Raw genomic sequence first — 16,914 nt, 5'->3', positions numbered from 1 at the left:
GGCAGCCCTCAGGGACGGGAACGGGTAGGGGCGGCGGGGGCGAAAACACACCACCCACCACCCGCCGCAAGCCGTACACCCAAGGAGCCCCGTGAAATACCGCGAGCACTTCGACCGGCAGGTCACCCGTGAGGACGTCTGGATCCCCACCCGGGACGGGCGAACGCACCTGCACGCCCGCATCTGGCGCCCCAACGACGCCGAGGCAGAACCCGTGCCCGCCCTCCTCGAATACCTCCCGTACCGCAAGACCGACTGGACCGCCCCCCGCGACGCCCAACGCCACCCCTGGTACGCCGGCCACGGCTACGCGTCCGTACGCGTGGACATCCGAGGCCACGGCGACAGCGAGGGAACGCCCGGCGACGAGTACGACGCCCAGGAACTCGCGGACGGCGTGGACGTCGTCAACTGGCTTGCCGAGCAGCCCTGGTGTACCGGCAAGGTCGGCATGTTCGGCATCTCGTGGGGCGGTTTCAACTCGCTCCAGATCGCCGCCCTGGCCCCAGAGCCGCTGAAGGCGATCGTCACGGTCTGCTCGACGGACGACCGCTACGACAACGACGTGCACTACACGGGCGGCGCGGTCCTGGGCATCGACATGCTCGCCTGGGCGGGCACGATGCTGGCGTTCGCGGCCCGTCCGCCGGACCCGACGAGTGTCGGTGAGGACCGCTGGCTGCCGATGTGGCGCGAGCGCCTCGAAGCGCTCGACCCCTTCCTGAACACCTGGCTGGCACACCAGCAACGCGACGACTACTGGCGGCACGGCAGTGTCTGCGAGGACTACTCGGCGATCGACGCGGCGGTCCTGGCCGTCGGCGGCTGGAACGACCCCTACCGCGACACCGTGCTGCGGCTCGTGGAGCACCTGCCCGACGACCGCGTACGGGGGATCGTCGGGCCCTGGTCGCATCAGTACCCGGATCGCGGGCTGCCGCCCGGTCCGGCCATCGGGTTCCTCCAGGAGACCCTCCGCTGGTGGGACCAGCACCTGAAGGGCGAGGACACCGGCGTCATGCGCGAGCCGAAACTACGTGCCTGGCTGAACGACCCTGTCCCGCCCGCCACTTCGTACGACGAGATGCCCGGACGCTGGGTGGGTGACCACAACTGGCCCTCGCCCTCGGTCAGTTGGGATGCGCGGCTGCTCGGGGACGGCGACACCCCCGTCCTTGTACGCTCGCCGCAGCACACCGGTCTCGACGCCGGGCGCTTCTTCCCGTTCGGCAACGCGAGCGATCTGCCGCCCGATCAGCGGGAGGAGGACGGCCGTTCGGTCTGCTTCGACTCGGCGCCGCTGGACGGGAGGGTGGAGATCCTGGGGCGTCCGCGTGTCCGGCTCCGTCTGGACAGCGCGACACCGCGCGCCCATGTCGTCGTCCGCGTGTGCGACGTCGCGCCCGACGGCTCGTCCACCCTCGTCACGCGTGGCGTCCTCAACCTGCTGAGCAGGCACGGGCGCGACCGGGCCGTGGAGTGGACCCCGGGCACGTACGAGACCGTGGAGTTCGAGCTCAACGGCATCGGGTACGCCTTCCCGCCCGGTCACCGCATCAGGGTCGCGGTCTCGGACACGTACTGGCCCTGGGTGTGGCCGCACGGCGAGCGCGGCCAGCTGACCGTGCTGCCCGCCGGGAGCGCGCTGCTCCTGCCCGTACGGGATCCCGCGTCCGACGAGGACGAGGGCAGCGCGCCCATCCGGTTCGAAGAACCCGAGCAGGCCCCGCCGTTGCCCGTCACCTATGAGCGGTCCGCCGAGGCGACACCGGAGCGGCTGGTCATCTGTGACGTCGCGAAGGGCGAGTGGACGCTGGAGGTCGACCCCAACTACGGCGGATCGCGGGTCTACCCGGACGGGCTGCGCTACGAGGAGAGCGCCCGAGAGACGTACCGGATACGGGCCGACGATCCACTGTCGGCGCGGGCCGTCTCCGAGTGGACGATCCGGCTGCGGCGCGGCGACGACTGGGACGCTGAGATCATGACGCGTACGGAGCTGCGGGCCACGGCCACGGAGTTCATCATGGACAGTCGCATGGAGACACGGGCGGACGGAGAGACAGTGGTCAAGCGCGCATGGCACCGCACCACCCCGAGGACGTCGGCGTGAACGCCGCGAAGACGCCCCGCCGTGCCGTCGCCGCCGCCGACCGCACCCGCCAGCCCACCGAGGTCCGCCGCCGGCTCATCGTGGAGGCCGCCGTCCCGCTCATCGCGGAGCGCGGGTACGCCTCGGTGGGGGTTCGGGATGTCGCCGCCGCGGCCGGGGTGTCGGTGGGGACGGTCACGTACCACTTCGGCAGTGTGCAGGAGATCCTCTCCGAGGCGATGGTGCTGCACATCGAGCGCTACTACGCGGCGCTGAACGAGGCCGCCGAGCAGGCGGCGGGCAGCGGTGAGGCCCTGCGGCTGCTGATCGACGCGCTGTTCACGGAGGACACCGACCGGCACTGGCGGATGTGGTTCGACTACTGGAGCGCGGGCGACCGCGACCAGGACCCCGAGCAGGCCTTCGCGAGCGGCCAGGCCAAGCGGTACGAGGACTGGCACAGCCAGATCCGTGCCCTGGTCGAACGAGGCGTCGCCGACGGGGAGTTCGTCTGCGCGGACCCGGCCGGTTTCACCGTTCGCTTCGCCGCACTCTCCGACGGACTGGCCCTCCAGCGGCTGCGGCAGTCGCCGGCGCTGAGCACACAGGACGCCCGTCGGCACCTGTACCGGCTGGTCGAGTCCGAGCTGCGGACGGACGGCCGGTAGGCGCTTCGTGAGTATCTGATCCTGGTCCGCGTCAGGGGAGGCGGCCGCAGGTCAGGCGGTGTCCCGGCTACCCGGCGGGAACTCGTTCCCGTCGCGGTCGGAGACCGTCGCGAACCAGGACGTGGCCCAGACGGTCACACAGTCGGCCTCGTGGACCGTCACGAACGGCTGGTCGTTCCACGTCCCGTACGAGGTGACGGTCACGGCCTCGCCGGGCTTCAGCCAGTAGTCCTGCCCGAACGGCTCCAGCCACAGCTGCAGTTGCTCCGCGCCGCTGTTCCGCACCAGCATCGGCACCGGGTTCCCCAGCCGCTGGATCGCCTCGAAGCCGAAGTCCCCGGCGTCGGGCATGTTCGTCGTCAGCGGTTCGACGAGCCGGTCGATGCCGTTGTCCCCCCGCGGGGTCGCGTCCTGTTCCTCCACGTGATCATTGTCGCCCGCGTCCGAGGTCGGGAACAGCCCCGTCGCGGTGCCGACCTCGTCACAGCGGGGCGCGGTACGCCTCGAAGACCGTGAGCCGGGAAGTGATCGTGTGTGATGCCGTGGTCAGCGCCACCAGCATCCGGGCGATGTTGCTGCCCGCCGTGGGAGCGATCACCGACAGGGCACCCACATAGGGCTGGTCGGTGCCCCGCACGGGTACCGCGACGGCGAGGTAGCCCTGGCGGTGCTCCTCGATCTCCGTCGCGTAGCCCTGCTCCCTGATGCGGGCCAGCTCGTCGGGGAGCTGGGCGGCGGTCAGGGTGCGGGGCGTGCGGCGGAGCATCAGCGGCACGACCGAGGGCAGCGGGTACTGGTCCGGGAGCATGGCGAGGGTCAGCTTTCCGGCGGCGGTGCTGTGCAGGTGCATGTGCCGCCCGGTCAGGCTGGACCTGGCCCGGTTGCGGTGCCCGCCGACGTTCTCGATGCACAGCAGTTCCGACGCGTTCGGCACGGACAGCGTGATGGCGTTGTCGAGGCTCTGCGCGAGGTTCTCGATGACGGGCCGCGCCGCTTCGCGCAGGGTCCGCTGACGGGGTGCGCGCAGGCCGATCTCGTACAGCTGCAGCCCGAGGCGGTAGTGGGAGCCCTCGCGCTCCAGGAGTTCGCCGGCCACCAGTTCCTGGCAGAGGCGGTGGACGGTGGCCTTCGCGACCCCGGTGCGGGCCGTCAGCTCGGTGAGGCTGAGCGAGAAGTCGGTGTCCCGGAAGGCGCCCAGGATGAGCCCGACCTTGCCGAGGACCGTCTTGGGAGGCTCGCCGTCTCCTCCGGCCACGTCCGCGTGTTCACGGTGGGCGCTCGCGGTTGTCACGATGTGTCCTCCTCACCTCGGTGGCGCGTTCCCCGGCAGGGGTGTCCACCAGAACGAGGAAATGAAATATAGGCGCTCCTCAATTTCCTGGCGATGTACTCGCTGTGACGTTTTCGAGGGCGGGGTGGGGTGCCTGGGGGTGCCGGAGCGGGACGACGCCCACGCAGCGGCCGTCCCGGTCCAGGAGCCGCCCCATGTGCTTGACCGTGCGCAGCACCACCGAGCGGTCGCTGATGGTGAGGCGGGGCAGCCGCCGCGAGAGGTGGGCCTCGAAGGCGTGCACGTCGTGGAGATCGCGCAGCCACACGTCGATCACCAGGTTGTGCGGGCCGGTCGTGATGGCGCACGAGCGGACCTCGCGCACCCCGGACAGCACCTGGCTGGTCTCCTCCACGTACTGCCCCGGGACCGAGGCGAAGTACACGGCGGACAGCGGCCACCCCGACAGCGGCCGGGCCAGATCGCAGCGCAGGATCAGCCGGGCGGCGAGCAGCGACTGCAGCCTGCGGCGCACGGTGGTGAGGCTCGTGTCCGTCGCCGTCGACAGGTCGCTCAGCGACATGCGCCCGTCCGTGCCCAGCAGCTCCATCAGACGTGTGTCCAGGTCGTCCCAACGGCTCTCGGCCGCCTGCGCGGGCAGCACGGACGGCGGCACGGCCGCCTCGACCCGCGCGCTCTGGACCTCGTCCAGGCTGCGCAGCCGCCAGCGGCTCCCCTCGGTGGGGACGCCCGTCGACACATGCGTACGTGTCGCCCGTACGCCCGGTGTCCGCTGGAACAGCAGTGTCGAGACGCGCGCCAGCTCGTCCAGGCTGCGGGCCTGCACTGCCACCACCAGGTCCCGGCCGCCCGCCGTGAGCTTGATGTTCGCCACCGACGGGTCCCGGGCGAAGGCCATCGCCACGTCCTCGGCGACGCCCGGTTCGGTGTCCACCTCCACCACGCCGGTCACCACGATCCGCGAGTTGGACAGCCGCGGATAGGCGGTCACCCAGGCCAGGCCCGCCTCCTCCAGCCGGTGCCAGCGCCGCGCGGCCGTGACCGGGTTGACCCCCAGCACCTCGCCGACGAGCGTCCACGGGGCCCTCGGATGGATCTGCAGGACGTGCACGACGCCCCGGTCGAGTTCGTCGAGTTCGTCGAGTTCCATGGAGACCCCCGCCGAGGTGTCCGCCGCAGCATCCCGCGCGGCAGAATCCTGCACACCCAGGGGCGGCGCTTCTCTGCGCACGCCGAGGGAATCCGGCGAGATATCTGCACCGTGACACCGCGTTTTTCTGTGCATTCCACACTCCCTTCGCCTGCATCCACTACGGAGGAGTGACCGCACCCCATGACGCCTGCCATCACCCCGGAGACGACTCGGACCGCCCTGCGGATCCACCACGCCCGGCTCATCGACGGCACCGGCACGGCCCCCGTGGACGACGCCGTCGTCACCATCGATGCCCAGGGCACCATCACCTACGCCGGACCGGCCGCGACCGAGCCCCCGGCCGCCACCGACTCGTCGGTGCGTGTCGTCGACGCCGGTGGACGCACCGTACTGCCCGGGTTCTTCGACTGCCACGTCCACCTCGCCTACGCGCAGGGCTCGCCGCCCAGCCGCCGCGCGGAGCTCGACCCGGTCCTGGTCACCCTGGACACGGCCGCCCGGCTGCGCCAGACCCTCGACGCCGGAATCACCACCGCTCGCGATCTGGGCGGTCTGTCGGCGGGCTACCGCACGGCCGTCGAGACCGGACGGACGGTGGGCCCGCGCCTGCACACGGCCGTCCGCATCATCAGCCACACCGGCGGCCACGCCGACGTGCGCATGCCCGACGGCACGGACCTGAGCGCCGGGATGTCCGAGATCGCCGACAGCACCGACGCGGCCAGGCTCGCGGTGCGCCGGGTCCTGCGCGACGGCGCCGACCTGGTGAAGGTCTGCGCCACGGGCGGCATGGGCAGCCCCTACGACGACCCCGACGACGAAGGCCTGCTGGAGGAGGAGATCCGGGCGGTCGTGGACGAGGCCCGGCGGCACGGCGGCAAGCCGGTCGCGGCCCACGCCCAGGGCAACGCGGGCATCCTCACCGCGATCCGCGGCGGAGTCACCAGCATCGAGCACGGCTACGGTCTGGACGACCGGGCGCTGGACATGGCGGGCGAACGCGGCGTCTTCGTCGTACCGACGCTGTCCACCGTGTACGCGGGCATCAACAAGGACACGATGCCGGACTACCACTACCAGAAGAAGGTCCGCTGGTCCGGCACCACGAAGGAGAACATCGCACGGGCCATCGAGTACGGTGCCCGCATCGCGCTGGGCACCGACGCGGCGGTCGGCCCGCACGGCGTGAACCTGATGGAACTCAGCTATCTGGTGGACCTCGGCATGGACCCCATGGCCGCCATCGTCGCCGGCACCCGCACCTCCGCCGAGCTGCTCGGCATCGCCGACCGGCTCGGCACCCTCACCGCCGGCCGCACCGCCGACCTGGTCCTCTGCGACGGCGACCCGCTCCAGGACATCGGCGTCCTCGGAGACCCGGCCAACATCGTGTGCGTCGTCCAGGACGGCGTCGTCCGCAAGGACCTGCTGAACCTCCCGGCCCCGGCCAACGACACCCTGCCCACCGGAAGGCGGCCCTGATGTCCTCACAGACCGACCTCCCCGCGCCACCCACCAAATCCCCCGAGACCGGCAGAGCCACCCCGCTCGACCGGGTGCTCTCGCTCATCGAGCGGGCCGGCAACGCCCTGCCCAACCCGGTCGTGCTGTTCTCGGTGCTGTTCGTGCTCCTCGCGGTCGCCTCCACCGCGCTCGACCTGGGCGGCGTGTCCGTCAAGGTCCCCGGCGGCGACGAGACCAAGCACATCACCGGCCTCCTCACCGGCGACGGTGTGAAATGGCTGGTCGAGAACCTCATCGTCAACTTCGCCACCTTCCCGCCGATCGGCGCCGTACTGGTGCTGATCATGGTGGTGGGCCTCTGCGAGAAGACGGGCCTGCTGGAGACCCTGATGCGGGGCACCCTGGCCAGGGTGCCCCGCGCGGTCCTGCCGTACGCGGTGGCGCTCATCGCCAGCCAGGCGCACATGATGAGCGACGTCGCCGCCATCGTGCTGCCCCCGCTCGCCGCCCTGGTCTTCAAGAGCGCCGGACGCCACCCCGTCGCGGGCCTCATCGGCGGCTTCGCCTGTGTGACCGCCGGCTACGCGGCCGGGTTCACCGTCGGTTCCCTCGACGCCCTGTACGTCGGCATCACCCAGCAGGCCGCCGCGGTGCTCCCGGCCGCCGACGGCCTCGACATCCATCTCCTCATCAACTACTTCTTCACGGCCGCGAGCAGCCTCGCACTGGCCGCGGTGGGCGGATTCCTCATCAGCCGCGTCCTCGAACCCCGGCTCGGCGCCTACGAGCCCGCCGGCGAGGAACCCGAGGACCGCGACCTCACCCTCACACCGGTCCAGCGGCGGGCCCTGCTGCGCACCGCGCTGGTCGTCCTCGTCTACCTGGCCGGCGTACTCGCCCTGTGGCTGCCGGAAGGTGCGCCGCTGCGCGGTGAGGGCGGGGCCTTCGTGCCCTCGCCGCTGCTCTCCGGCATCGTCCCCGTCCTGTTCGGCGCCTTCCTGCTGGCCGGACTGACGTACGGCTTCAGCGTGAAGCAGCTGACCAGCGCCGAGGACGTGACCACGGCCGTCACCGAGTCGGTGCGGACCATGTCCGGCTACCTCGTGATGATGTTCGTCGCCGCCCAGGTCATCGCCCTGTTCACCTGGTCGAACGTCGGTGTGCTGCTGGCCGTGAAGGCCGCCGCGCTCTTCGACTCGACGGGCGTGACCGGCTTCTGGGCGATCCTGGTGTTCGTCCTGCTGGTCTCCTGCCTCAACCTGTTCATCCTCTCCGGCTCGGCCCTGTGGTCCCTGGTCGGCCCGGTCTTCGTCCCCGCGTTCATGCTGATGGGGATGAGTCCGGCGCTCACCCAGGCCGCCTTCCGGATCGGTGACTCGGCGACCGGCGTGATCACCCCGATGAATCCCTATGTGTTCCTGATCCTGGCGATGCTCCGCCAGTACGAGCCCGACGCGAAGCTCGGCACGCTCATCTCCCGGCTCGCCATCTTCGTGGTGCCGTTCATGCTGGTGTGGCTGGCGATCCTGGGCGTCTTCTACGGCTTCGACCTGCCGCTCGGACCCGGCGCCGGCATCGGTCTGAAGTGACCCCCGCACACGGCAGGCCGACTCCACCGGTGGGATCCGGTGGAGTCGGCCATGTGCCGTCGGCTCGCGTGGCGCGGCACAGAAGGTCGGCGACGGCACAGAAGGTTCTCGTACGCCGCCCGCGCCGCCTCGTCTCAGCCGCGAGCCGTCCACTCCAGCACGACCTTCGCGAACTCCTCGGGCAGCTGCTCGGGGACGGGGACATGGCCGCCGGACAGGACCCGGGTCTCGCAGCCGAGCGCCGCGGCGAACTTCGCCAGCCCGGGCATCGAGTAGTGGTCGCCCGGGGCACAGACGGCGAGCGTACGGGCCGTGATGTCCGGCAGCCGCCGATCCATGCCATACCGCCGGACCGCCTCGTGCCCCTCCTCCACCCGGTCGAGCACGGTCAGCGCGTCGACCATGAACCGGTTGAGGGCGGCCTCCTGGCCCACCTCGTAGAAGCCTCGGCGCCGGTTCCACAGCTCCAGCAGGTGTGAGCCGTCCGGCATGGGGACGACGTGGTCGACGGGCTTGCGCTCGGTGGCCGTACGACGCTTCTCGTCGTCGATGAAGGCCGTGGCCGAGAGCAGCAGGCTGGACACGCGGTCCTGGTAGCGGGCGGCGAGTTCGACCGCGACGACCCCGCCCGTGTGGTGTCCGACCAGATGGAAGCGTTCCAGTCCCAGGGCTTCGATCAGTGCGCCGGCGGCGTCGGCGAAAAGCTCGATGGAGTGCGGTCCCGCCGGTTTCGCGGAGGCGCCGAAGCCCAGGGTGTCCATGGCGATCGCCCGGTGCGCCGTGCCGACCAGGGGCAGCACATCGAGGTACTCGGTCCAGGAGCGCGGGGTCTGGTGGAGCAGCAGGACGGGCTCGCCGGTGCCGCACTCCACATAGTGCAACTGCCCGAAGGGGCTGGGTACGTAGCCTCGTCGCAGGGTGTCCGTCATCGGGGGTCCGCCTTTCCAGGAGTGGAGGGGGAGAGGGCCGGCAGTACTGACTTGCCGATGGCCTCCATGAGTTCGGTGGGCGGGTCGTACGAGCCGACGTGCTGGAGCAGGACACCGGTGACTCCGTCGGTGTGCAGGTCGCGGAGGCGTTCCGCGATCCGGGCCGGGGTGCCGAAGAGGCAGAACTCCTCGGCGAAGCGGAGCGCGTTCTCGTCGCTGATCCAGGCCGAGCAGATCTCGACGGCCTCGGGCCAGTCCTCGGCGTGCACCAGGTCCGGGTAGATCCCCTTCACCTCGGTCGGTACGTCGACGTCGATCCCCGCCAGGGCGAGGAAGGACGCGCCGCCGTTCTGGGCGATCGACGCGCAGATCGGCTTGAGCAGCCGTGCCTCGGCCGCCACGTCGTCGGTCACCGCGCAGAACGCGGAAACGGTCAGCGGTATCGCGTCGGCCGCGCGGCCCGCCGTCTCGGCGCCTTCCCGGACCCGGGCGGTGGCGGTCGCGAGAGTGGCCGGCGAGACACCGCTGAGGAGGATGACACCGTCGGCGATCTCACCGGCGAGCCGCAGGTTCCTGGGCCCGCTCGCGGCGAGGTGGAGCGGCACGCCGGGCACGGGGTCGCGCAGCCGCGAGCGGACCTTGCCCTCGAACTCCCACTCCTCGCCGTCCAGCAGGGCGCGCAGCAGGCCGAGGCCCTCGCGCATCGCCGCCGAGGTCGTCTGCCGAAGGCCTACAGGGCCGACCGAGCTGTTGCCTACGCCGAGGCCGAGCTTGAACCTGCCGGGCGCGAGTTCGGCCACGCTGCGGGCGGCCGACGCGACTACGGCTGGGTGCCTCGTCGCCAGGTTGGTGACCGCCGTCCCGAGGCCGATGTGCTCGGTGCCCAGAGCGGCGGCGGTCAGTGTGGTGAACACGTCGCGCCACAGTAGTTGTGAGTCGGGGAACCAGGCGTCGTGGAAGCCGAGGGATTCCGCGTGGCGGACTGTTTCGACGACGCGGTCTGCTCGGTCGCACGGGGGGATGCGGATGCCTATGCGCAGCGGGGGCCGTTCGGGGCCCGCTGTGTCCTGCGGCGGCGTCGGCTGCGCCGGGCGCTCCGCCGGCGGGGTTGTTCCATGGCTGCAGGTCGGCTGTGGCTGGGCGCGCAGTTCCCCGCGCCCCTGAAGGGGCGCTGTCACTGCTGCTGCCCCCTTGCCGCCAGGTCCAAGGCCACGTCCGTGATCATGTCCTCCTGGCCGCCGACCATCCGGCGGCGGCCCACCTCGACGAGGATGGCTCGCGTGTCCAGGCCGTGGCGGGCGGCCGCGGTCTCGGCGTGGCGCAGGAAGCTGGAGTACACGCCCGCGTAGCCGAGGCTGAGGGTCTCGCGGTCGACGCGTACCGGCCGGTCCTGGAGCGGGCGGACGAGATCGTCGGCCGCGTCCATGAGCGGGAAGAGGTCGCAACCGTGCTCCCAGCCCATCAGGTCGGCCACCGCGACGAACGCCTCCAGGGGGCAGTTGCCCGCCCCGGCACCCTGTCCGGCCAGCGAGGCGTCGACGCGGGTGACGCCGTGCTCCACGGCGACCACGCTGTTGGCCACGCCGAGGCCGAGGTTGTGGTGGGCGTGGATGCCCAACTCGGTGTCGGGGGACAGGACGTCCCGGTAGGCGCGGAAGCGGTCGCGGACGCCGTCCATCGTCAGGCGGCCGCCGGAGTCGGTGACGTACACACAGTGCGCGCCGTACGACTCCATCAGCTTGGCCTGGCGGGCCAGTTCGGCCGGTTCAGCCATGTGGGACATCATCAGGAATCCGGCGACGTCCATGCCCAGCTCGCGCGCGGCGGCGATGTGCTGGGCGGAGATGTCGGCCTCGGTGCAGTGGGTGGCGACCCGCACCGAGCGGATGCCCAGGGAGTGGGCCTGTTTGAGGTCGTGGACGGTGCCGATGCCGGGCAGCAGGAGGGTGGTCGGGACCGCCCGGTGTACGGCGCCGACGACCGCCTCGATCCACTCCCAGTCGGTGTGCGCGCCCACTCCGTAGGTGATGCTGGAGCCCGCGAGTCCGTCGCCGTGGGAGACCTCGATCGCCGTGACTCCGGCCAGGTCGAGGGCTGCGGCGATGGTACGGGCCTGGTCGACGGTGTAGCGGTGGCGGATGGCGTGCATGCCGTCCCGCAGGGTCACGTCCTGCACATACAGAGCGGTCACTTGGTTGCCTCCGCACTCTGGTGGGCGGCCAGGCGTTCCGCGGTGCGCAGCGCGGCCGAGGTCATGATGTCGAGGTTGCCGGCGTAGGCGGGCAGGTAGTGGGCGGCGCCCTCGACCTCCAGAAACACCGACACCTTCAGTGGTGTGGCGCCGGCGGGCACCAGGGCCCGCAGCGGGTCGTCCGTGCCGACCTGCTCGAACTGCACCTTCTGCTTCAGGCGGTAGCCCGGCACATAGGCCTGAACGCGTCCGACCATCTCCTCGACCGACGCGGTCACCGCCTGCTCGTCGCATGCGGAGACCAGGCAGTGCACGGTGTCGCGCATGATCAGCGGCGGTTCGGCCGGGTTGAGCACGATGATCGCCTTGCCGCGGGTCGCGCCGCCGACCTTCTCGATCGCGGAGGCGGTGGTCTCGGTGAACTCGTCGATGTTGGCCCGGGTGCCGGGACCCGCGGAGGGGGACGCGATGGAGGCGACGATCTCCCCGTAGTGCACGGGGGTCACGGCCGAGACGGCGGCGACGATCGGGATCGTGGCCTGTCCGCCGCAGGTGACCATGTTGACGTTCGTGCTGGCGAGATGGGCGTCGGCGTTGACCGGCGGCACCACGTACGGGCCGAGCGCGGCCGGCGTGAGGTCGACGACCGTGCGGCCGAGACCCCGCAGCACCTGGTCGTGGCGGCGGTGGGCGCCCGCCGAGGTGGCGTCGAAGACGATCCGGACGTCGGCGAACTCGTCGAGGGTGATCAGGCCGTCGACGCCCTCGTGCGTGGTGGCGACCTTCAGCCGGCGGGCGCGGGCCAGGCCGTCCGACTCCGGGTCGATGCCCGCCATCGCGGCGATCTCCAGGGCCTCGGACAACCGCAGCACCTTGATCATGAGATCGGTGCCGATGTTCCCGGAGCCGATGACGGCCACCTTCGTACGGGTGCTCATGACCTGTCTCCCTCCGTCGCGAACTCCACTGCGATCCGGCCGAGTTGGCTGATGCGTGCCTCGAAGCGGTCACCCGGGGCGGCGACCGCCATCGGGCCGAGAGCTCCGGTGAGCACGACGTCCCCGGCCCGCAGCGGATCGCCCATGCCGGCCAGGGTGGAGGCGAGCCAGGCCGCCGCGTTGAGCGGGCTGCCCAGACAGTCGGCGCCGGTGCCTTCGGATACCACCTCGCCGCCCCGGGTCATCGTCATCCGCACGCCCCGCAGGTCAAGTCCGGTGAGCGGTACGGGAGTTCCCCCGAGGACGAACAGGCCGCTGGAGGCGTTGTCCCCGACCGTGTCCACCAGGCTGATGTCCCAGCCGGCGATCCGGCTGTCCACGATCTCCAGGGCGGGCAGCGCGAAGTCCGTGGCCCGCAGCACGTCGACCACCGTGCAGTCCCGGTGCGGGAGATCGGCCTTGAGGACGAGGGCCACCTCCGCCTCCACCTTCGGCTGGATCAGCCGCCCGGCCGGGACCGAACCGTCCCCCGCCACCGTCATGTCGGCGAAAAGCGTCCCGAAGTCCGGCTGGTCCACGCCGAGTTGGGCCTGCACGGCGGGCGAGGTCAGGCCGATCTTGCGTCCCACGATCCGCCGTCCGGCCGCCAGGCCGCGCTCGACGTTCACGCGCTGCACCGCATAGGCGGACTCCACGCCGGTGACGTACGTGCGTATCGGAGCGCACGGCGTGTTCGTCCGGGCGGCGTCCCGCAGCTCGTCGGCCGCCTTGACCACCTCCGCGGCGCTCATTCCGCACCGCCCGCCGTGGAGGTGACGAACAGCGTGTCGACGCCCACGGGACCGAGTCCGGTCGCCCCACCGGGCGTACCCAGCGCGGCCGTACGCCCCGGCAGCGGCTCCTCGAAGAAGCGGCGGTTGTCGGCGCGGAACTCGGGGTCGGCGAGGCGGTCGACGGCGATGGCCTGTTCCGGGCAGGCGGTCTCGCAGGCGCCGCAGTCGATGCACTCCACCGGGTTGATGTAGAGCTTGCGCTCGCCCTCGTAGATGCAGTCGACCGGACACTCCTCCATGCAGGACCGGTCCATGATGTCGACACAGGCCGACCCGATGACGTACGCCATGTCAGTTCTCCTTGTCCGTGGAGTGCCCGGGGAACAGGGCCGCCTCCGGATCGATGACGGTGGCCGCGTTGTTGACCGCGGTGGCGACCTCGCCGAAGCCCACGGCGATCAGGCGCACCTTGCCCGGGTAGTCGGTGATGTCACCCGCGGCGAACACGCGGGGCAGGTTGGTGGCCATCCGGGTGTCCACGGCGATCCGTCTCGCCCGGAGTTCCAGGCCCCAGTCCTTGAGCGGGCCCAGGTCGGCGATGAAGCCGAGAGCGGCGACGACGGTGTGTGCCGGCAGCAGCCGGGTGTCCTTGGTGGTGCGGTGCCGGACCTCGATCCGCTCGACCCGGGATGCCCCGTGCAGGGCGCTCACCTCGGAGTCGGTGATGATCTCGATGCCCAGGGCCCGTACCTTGTCCACCGTCGCCCGATGGGCCCGGAAGCGCTCCGTGCGGTGGACGAGCCGGACCGAGCGGGCGATCGGGGCCAGTGTCGCCGCCCAGTCGAAGGCGCTGTCTCCGCCTCCGACGACCACGACGTCCTGGTCGGTGTGCTCGACCGGGTCCGGCACGAAGTAGACCTGGCCGCGGCCGAGATAGCCCTCACCCGCGGGAAGCTGCCTGGGGGTGAAGGTCCCGACTCCGCCGGTGATCACAACTGCCCCGGCCCGCACGGCAGTTCCCTTGTCACTGTGCACGACCGGCCGGCCGTCGGCCGCGTGGGAGATGTGGAGTGCCCGGTGTCCCAGGAGGTAGCGGGGACCGTACGGCTGTGCCTGGGCGACCAGGCCCTCGACCAGGTCGCGGCCGCGTACCGCCGGGAAGCCGGCGATGTCGAAGATGGGCTTCTCGGGGTACATCGCGCTGATCTGGCCGCCGCACTGGGGGAGGACGTCCATGACCGTGACGCCGAGGCCGCGGAAGCCCGCGCAGTAGGCGCCGTACAGGCCCGACGGGCCGGCGCCGATGATCAGGATGTCGGTATCGATCACCGACGACGCGTCCGGGGCGACCGGCTCATCAGTAGAAACGCTCATGGTGCAGGAGCGTATGGACGGCCCGACCGCCGCCCAACGGAACCGGTCCGCCTGACGGGACGCACCGCTCAAGCAGGGCGTGCCCCCACCGCGACTTCAGCGTCCACCGCGCACCGTCGCCGCAGGAACACGGGTGCTGACACCACCAGTTCCCGGCGGGCGCGTCGAGGGCGAGGCGGCCGCCATCACACCGCGCAGGCGTACGGCCCGGCCGATTGGTGGTACGTCGAGGGCCGGCCGCGCGAGCAAGCCGTCGCCACGCTGCCGGCGGTCGCGTCGGTGCCTTCTCCATCACCGCGAAGAGCGATGAGCGATCAGTGATCAGTGAGCGGACGCGCTCCGGGCGTCGCGCGTCATCTCCTCATCTGCACAGCGGTCCGCTCAGCGGACTGCTGCTGTTTGGGGCCGGACCGGTTTACCGAATAATGAGGCTACTCGGTTCCAGGGGCTCCGCTGAGAGGCGGCTTCATGCGTAATATCGCCGCGAGAGTACCGATCGCAATCGTCGGGCCCCGCACATTACTCAGGCCGACCTCCACAAGAGTCGACTGAAAAGCACAATTTCCGTACTGGGTGCAGCACCACGAACACCGGCCCAGTCGGCGGTTACCCGAAGTGCCGTGTCCATGCCACCCGTCGGCGGCGGCAATCCCAGAAGTACGGATCGGGTGTTCTGCATTCAGCCGGGACATGCCTGCGGCTTTCCGAACACCCACCCCTCGGAGACCGTCAAGCCGCCCCAGATCGCGCGGACCACACCATGGAGCATCCACCGTGACGGTGGCCTCTTTCCCCCACGCCCGGTGAACCCCGTGTACCCATTCGACGCCTCAACAGCGGAGGTTCAGATGACACACTCGCGCCCTACTCTCACAGCTATGGTCGGCGCCGCCGGGCTGGCGCTCCTGACCACCGCATGCGGCGGCGGAAACGACGCTTCGTCCGGCACCGCGACGGCTCAGAACTCGACCACCCTGACGGTTGCCTCGGCCATCGCGCCCAACAGTCTCAACCCGGCTCTGGGCGGTTCCGCCGACCCGCAGCAGTACTTCTTCGAGCTGGCTTACGACACGCTGATCCGCCAGGACCCGAGCGGGAAGTACACGCCCGCCCTCGCGACCAAATGGGGTTTCGTCGGCTCCGACAGCAAGACCTTCGACATCACCCTGCGGTCCGGCGTGAAATTCAACGACGGCTCCGCACTCACCGCCGAAGGCGTGAAGAAATCCCTTCAGTACTACGCCAAGGCCGGCGGCCCACTGGCGGCCAACCTGGCCCCCGTGTCATCGATCGACGTCGTTTCCGCTCTGAAACTCCGCATCCACCTCAAGACGTCCGATCCGCTGCTGCCGTTCTATCTCTCCAGACCGACGACCGGGGAGATCATCAGCCCCATCGGCCTCAACAAGAAGGACGAACTCGGGACCACCACGCACGGAGCCGGGCCGTACATGATCGACGCGTCGGCGACCGTCTCCGGCCAGACCTATACCTACGTCCCCAACCCCACGTACTACGACAAGTCGCGAGTGCACTGGAAGAAAGTCGTCGTCAAGGTCATCAAGGACGAGAACACCACGCTCAGTGCCTTCCGCTCCGGGGAGGTCGACTACGCCCTAGGTGAATCCACGACCGCGAAAGCTGCGAAGTCCGCCGGACTGCAAGTCCTGTCGAACCCCTACTCGATCATGCAGCTCATGATTCAGGACCGGGCGGGCACCATGGTCAAGGCCCTGGGTGACCTGCGCGTACGGCAGGCCATGATGTACGGGATCAACCGTGACTCGATCGCCAAGGCCCTGTACGGCTCGTACGCCAAGGGCTGGGACTATCCCGTTCTCCCGAACACGAGCGGCTACACCGAGGGCAGCGCAGGAAAGTACCCCTACGACGTCGACAAGGCCAAGAAGCTCCTGGCGGAGGCGGGTTACCCCAATGGCTTCACCCTGCCCATCACCGTGAACCTCACGGGCGTCGGCGAGTCCCAGGCCGCGGAAGCCTTCGCCGCGGAGATGGCGAACATCGGGATCGACGTCAAGATCACCGTCCCGGCGAACGTGAACGAGCTCTTCTCCACGTACTCGAAGTACGCGGGCATGATGTTCGACTACGGCGCCGGTATCGCCCCGCCGTACGCCCAGGGCAACGATCTCCTGTTCAGCTGGGGCAACCCGCTGAAGGTCAGCGACAAGCAGCTCGACACGCTCTACGGCCAGGCGGCTTCGGCACCGACCGCGGAGCAGCAGGAGCAGGGGTGGCAGAAGTTCGAACAGCGCCTGTCCGACCTGTCGTGGACGATACCGATGGTCTCCATGGAGAAGATCGTCTATGTGCGGCCCGGCCTGAAGGGTGTCGACCTCTCGACCACCAACCTCACGCCGGACCTGACGAACTTCTACGCCGCCAAGTGACCCTGCGGAGAAAGGCACCACGTCATGTGGCGAACCAG

15 protein-coding genes are annotated in these 16,914 nt (G+C 70.3%); 5 read left to right on the top strand and 10 right to left on the bottom strand.

The genetic code is table 11. From position 1 onward, the window contains the following. Positions 1-91: 91 nt before the first annotated feature. Positions 92-2,113, top strand: coding sequence for a CocE/NonD family hydrolase (locus tag ACIBEI_RS18185; protein ID WP_398889847.1), 2,022 nt, complete (start codon positions 92-94; stop codon positions 2,111-2,113). Then, positions 2,080-2,760 carry a TetR/AcrR family transcriptional regulator gene (locus tag ACIBEI_RS18180; protein ID WP_398889845.1) on the top strand — a complete coding sequence of 227 codons (681 nt, stop codon included), beginning with the start codon at positions 2,080-2,082 and terminating at the stop codon, positions 2,758-2,760. The genes ACIBEI_RS18185 and ACIBEI_RS18180 overlap by 34 nt, the downstream gene beginning before the upstream one ends. Positions 2,761-2,811: 51 nt before the next feature. On the opposite strand, the gene ACIBEI_RS18175 is transcribed toward ACIBEI_RS18180, so the two are convergent. The 3 genes from ACIBEI_RS18175 to ACIBEI_RS18165 form a co-directional block, all read right to left on the bottom strand. Then, positions 2,812-3,183 carry a hypothetical protein gene (locus ACIBEI_RS18175; RefSeq protein WP_398889843.1) on the bottom strand — a complete coding sequence of 124 codons (372 nt, stop codon included), beginning with the start codon at positions 3,181-3,183 and terminating at the stop codon, positions 2,812-2,814. A 58-nt stretch (positions 3,184-3,241) separates the two neighbouring features. Next, positions 3,242-4,051: an IclR family transcriptional regulator gene (locus ACIBEI_RS18170; RefSeq protein ID WP_398889841.1), complete on the bottom strand. Its 810-nt coding sequence runs from the start codon at positions 4,049-4,051 to the stop codon at positions 3,242-3,244. A gap of 79 nt (positions 4,052-4,130) precedes the next feature. Next, on the bottom strand, positions 4,131-5,201 hold the full coding sequence (locus ACIBEI_RS18165) for an Lrp/AsnC family transcriptional regulator (RefSeq protein WP_398890270.1): 1,071 nt from the start codon (positions 5,199-5,201) through the stop codon (positions 4,131-4,133). Between the two features lie 183 nt (positions 5,202-5,384). Between ACIBEI_RS18165 and ACIBEI_RS18160 the strand changes: the two genes are divergently transcribed. After that, positions 5,385-6,689, top strand: coding sequence for an amidohydrolase family protein (locus ACIBEI_RS18160; protein ID WP_398889839.1), 1,305 nt, complete (start codon positions 5,385-5,387; stop codon positions 6,687-6,689). Beyond that, on the top strand, positions 6,689-8,260 hold the full coding sequence (locus ACIBEI_RS18155) for an AbgT family transporter (RefSeq protein WP_398889837.1): 1,572 nt from the start codon (positions 6,689-6,691) through the stop codon (positions 8,258-8,260). The genes ACIBEI_RS18160 and ACIBEI_RS18155 overlap by 1 nt, the downstream gene beginning before the upstream one ends. A gap of 134 nt (positions 8,261-8,394) precedes the next feature. Here ACIBEI_RS18155 and ACIBEI_RS18150 read toward each other — a convergent pair whose 3' ends face one another. The 7 genes from ACIBEI_RS18150 to ACIBEI_RS18120 all read right to left on the bottom strand — a co-directional run bounded on the left by ACIBEI_RS18150 (position 8,395) and on the right by ACIBEI_RS18120 (position 14,465). Beyond that, the gene (locus ACIBEI_RS18150) at positions 8,395-9,189 is read right to left on the bottom strand and encodes an alpha/beta fold hydrolase (protein ID WP_398889835.1); all 795 of its coding nucleotides are present in this window, start codon (positions 9,187-9,189) and stop codon (positions 8,395-8,397) included. Then, positions 9,186-10,229, bottom strand: a complete 1,044-nt coding sequence (locus ACIBEI_RS18145) for an LLM class flavin-dependent oxidoreductase (protein WP_398890268.1) — start codon at positions 10,227-10,229, stop codon at positions 9,186-9,188. The genes ACIBEI_RS18150 and ACIBEI_RS18145 overlap by 4 nt, the downstream gene beginning before the upstream one ends. A 134-nt stretch (positions 10,230-10,363) precedes the next feature. After that, entirely contained in the window at positions 10,364-11,380 is a 1,017-nt protein-coding gene (gene dmpG / locus ACIBEI_RS18140; protein WP_398889833.1) for a 4-hydroxy-2-oxovalerate aldolase, read from the bottom strand. Then, complete coding sequence (locus ACIBEI_RS18135; protein ID WP_398889831.1) at positions 11,377-12,318, bottom strand: acetaldehyde dehydrogenase (acetylating); 942 nt, start codon at positions 12,316-12,318, stop codon at positions 11,377-11,379. The genes dmpG and ACIBEI_RS18135 overlap by 4 nt, the downstream gene beginning before the upstream one ends. After that, positions 12,315-13,109: a 2-keto-4-pentenoate hydratase gene (mhpD, locus tag ACIBEI_RS18130; protein ID WP_398889829.1), complete on the bottom strand. Its 795-nt coding sequence runs from the start codon at positions 13,107-13,109 to the stop codon at positions 12,315-12,317. The genes ACIBEI_RS18135 and mhpD overlap by 4 nt, the downstream gene beginning before the upstream one ends. Beyond that, the gene (locus tag ACIBEI_RS18125) at positions 13,106-13,441 is read right to left on the bottom strand and encodes a DUF362 domain-containing protein (RefSeq protein WP_398889827.1); all 336 of its coding nucleotides are present in this window, start codon (positions 13,439-13,441) and stop codon (positions 13,106-13,108) included. The genes mhpD and ACIBEI_RS18125 overlap by 4 nt, the downstream gene beginning before the upstream one ends. A gap of 1 nt (position 13,442) precedes the next feature. Then, positions 13,443-14,465, bottom strand: a complete 1,023-nt coding sequence (locus tag ACIBEI_RS18120; protein WP_398889825.1) for an NAD(P)/FAD-dependent oxidoreductase — start codon at positions 14,463-14,465, stop codon at positions 13,443-13,445. Between the two features lie 878 nt (positions 14,466-15,343). On the opposite strand from ACIBEI_RS18120, the gene ACIBEI_RS18115 reads away from it, so the two are divergent. Beyond that, entirely contained in the window at positions 15,344-16,876 is a 1,533-nt protein-coding gene (locus ACIBEI_RS18115) for an ABC transporter substrate-binding protein (RefSeq protein ID WP_398889823.1), read from the top strand. Positions 16,877-16,914 lie beyond the last annotated feature (38 nt).

The sequence above is a fragment of the Streptomyces sp. NPDC050988 genome, assembly GCF_044456225.1.
Classification (GTDB): domain Bacteria; phylum Actinomycetota; class Actinomycetes; order Streptomycetales; family Streptomycetaceae; genus Streptomyces.
Note: the sequence above shows the minus strand (reverse complement) of the source record. Positions and strands in the feature narration are given on the sequence as shown.

Bases quoted from the DNA above. Each gene is read 5' to 3' on its own strand.
- ACIBEI_RS18165 (WP_398890270.1), bottom strand. From the start codon at position 5,201: ATGGAACTCGACGAACTCGACGAACTCGACCGGGGCGTCGTGCACGTC.
- ACIBEI_RS18135 (WP_398889831.1), bottom strand. From the start codon at position 12,318: ATGAGCACCCGTACGAAGGTGGCCGTCATCGGCTCCGGGAACATCGGC.
- mhpD (WP_398889829.1), bottom strand. From the start codon at position 13,109: ATGAGCGCCGCGGAGGTGGTCAAGGCGGCCGACGAGCTGCGGGACGCC.
- ACIBEI_RS18115 (WP_398889823.1), top strand. From the start codon at position 15,344: ATGGTCGGCGCCGCCGGGCTGGCGCTCCTGACCACCGCATGCGGCGGC.
- ACIBEI_RS18155 (WP_398889837.1), top strand. From the start codon at position 6,689: ATGTCCTCACAGACCGACCTCCCCGCGCCACCCACCAAATCCCCCGAG.
- ACIBEI_RS18150 (WP_398889835.1), bottom strand. From the start codon at position 9,189: ATGACGGACACCCTGCGACGAGGCTACGTACCCAGCCCCTTCGGGCAG.
- ACIBEI_RS18120 (WP_398889825.1), bottom strand. From the start codon at position 14,465: ATGAGCGTTTCTACTGATGAGCCGGTCGCCCCGGACGCGTCGTCGGTG.
- ACIBEI_RS18160 (WP_398889839.1), top strand. From the start codon at position 5,385: ATGACGCCTGCCATCACCCCGGAGACGACTCGGACCGCCCTGCGGATC.
- ACIBEI_RS18180 (WP_398889845.1), top strand. From the start codon at position 2,080: ATGGCACCGCACCACCCCGAGGACGTCGGCGTGAACGCCGCGAAGACG.
- ACIBEI_RS18125 (WP_398889827.1), bottom strand. From the start codon at position 13,441: ATGGCGTACGTCATCGGGTCGGCCTGTGTCGACATCATGGACCGGTCC.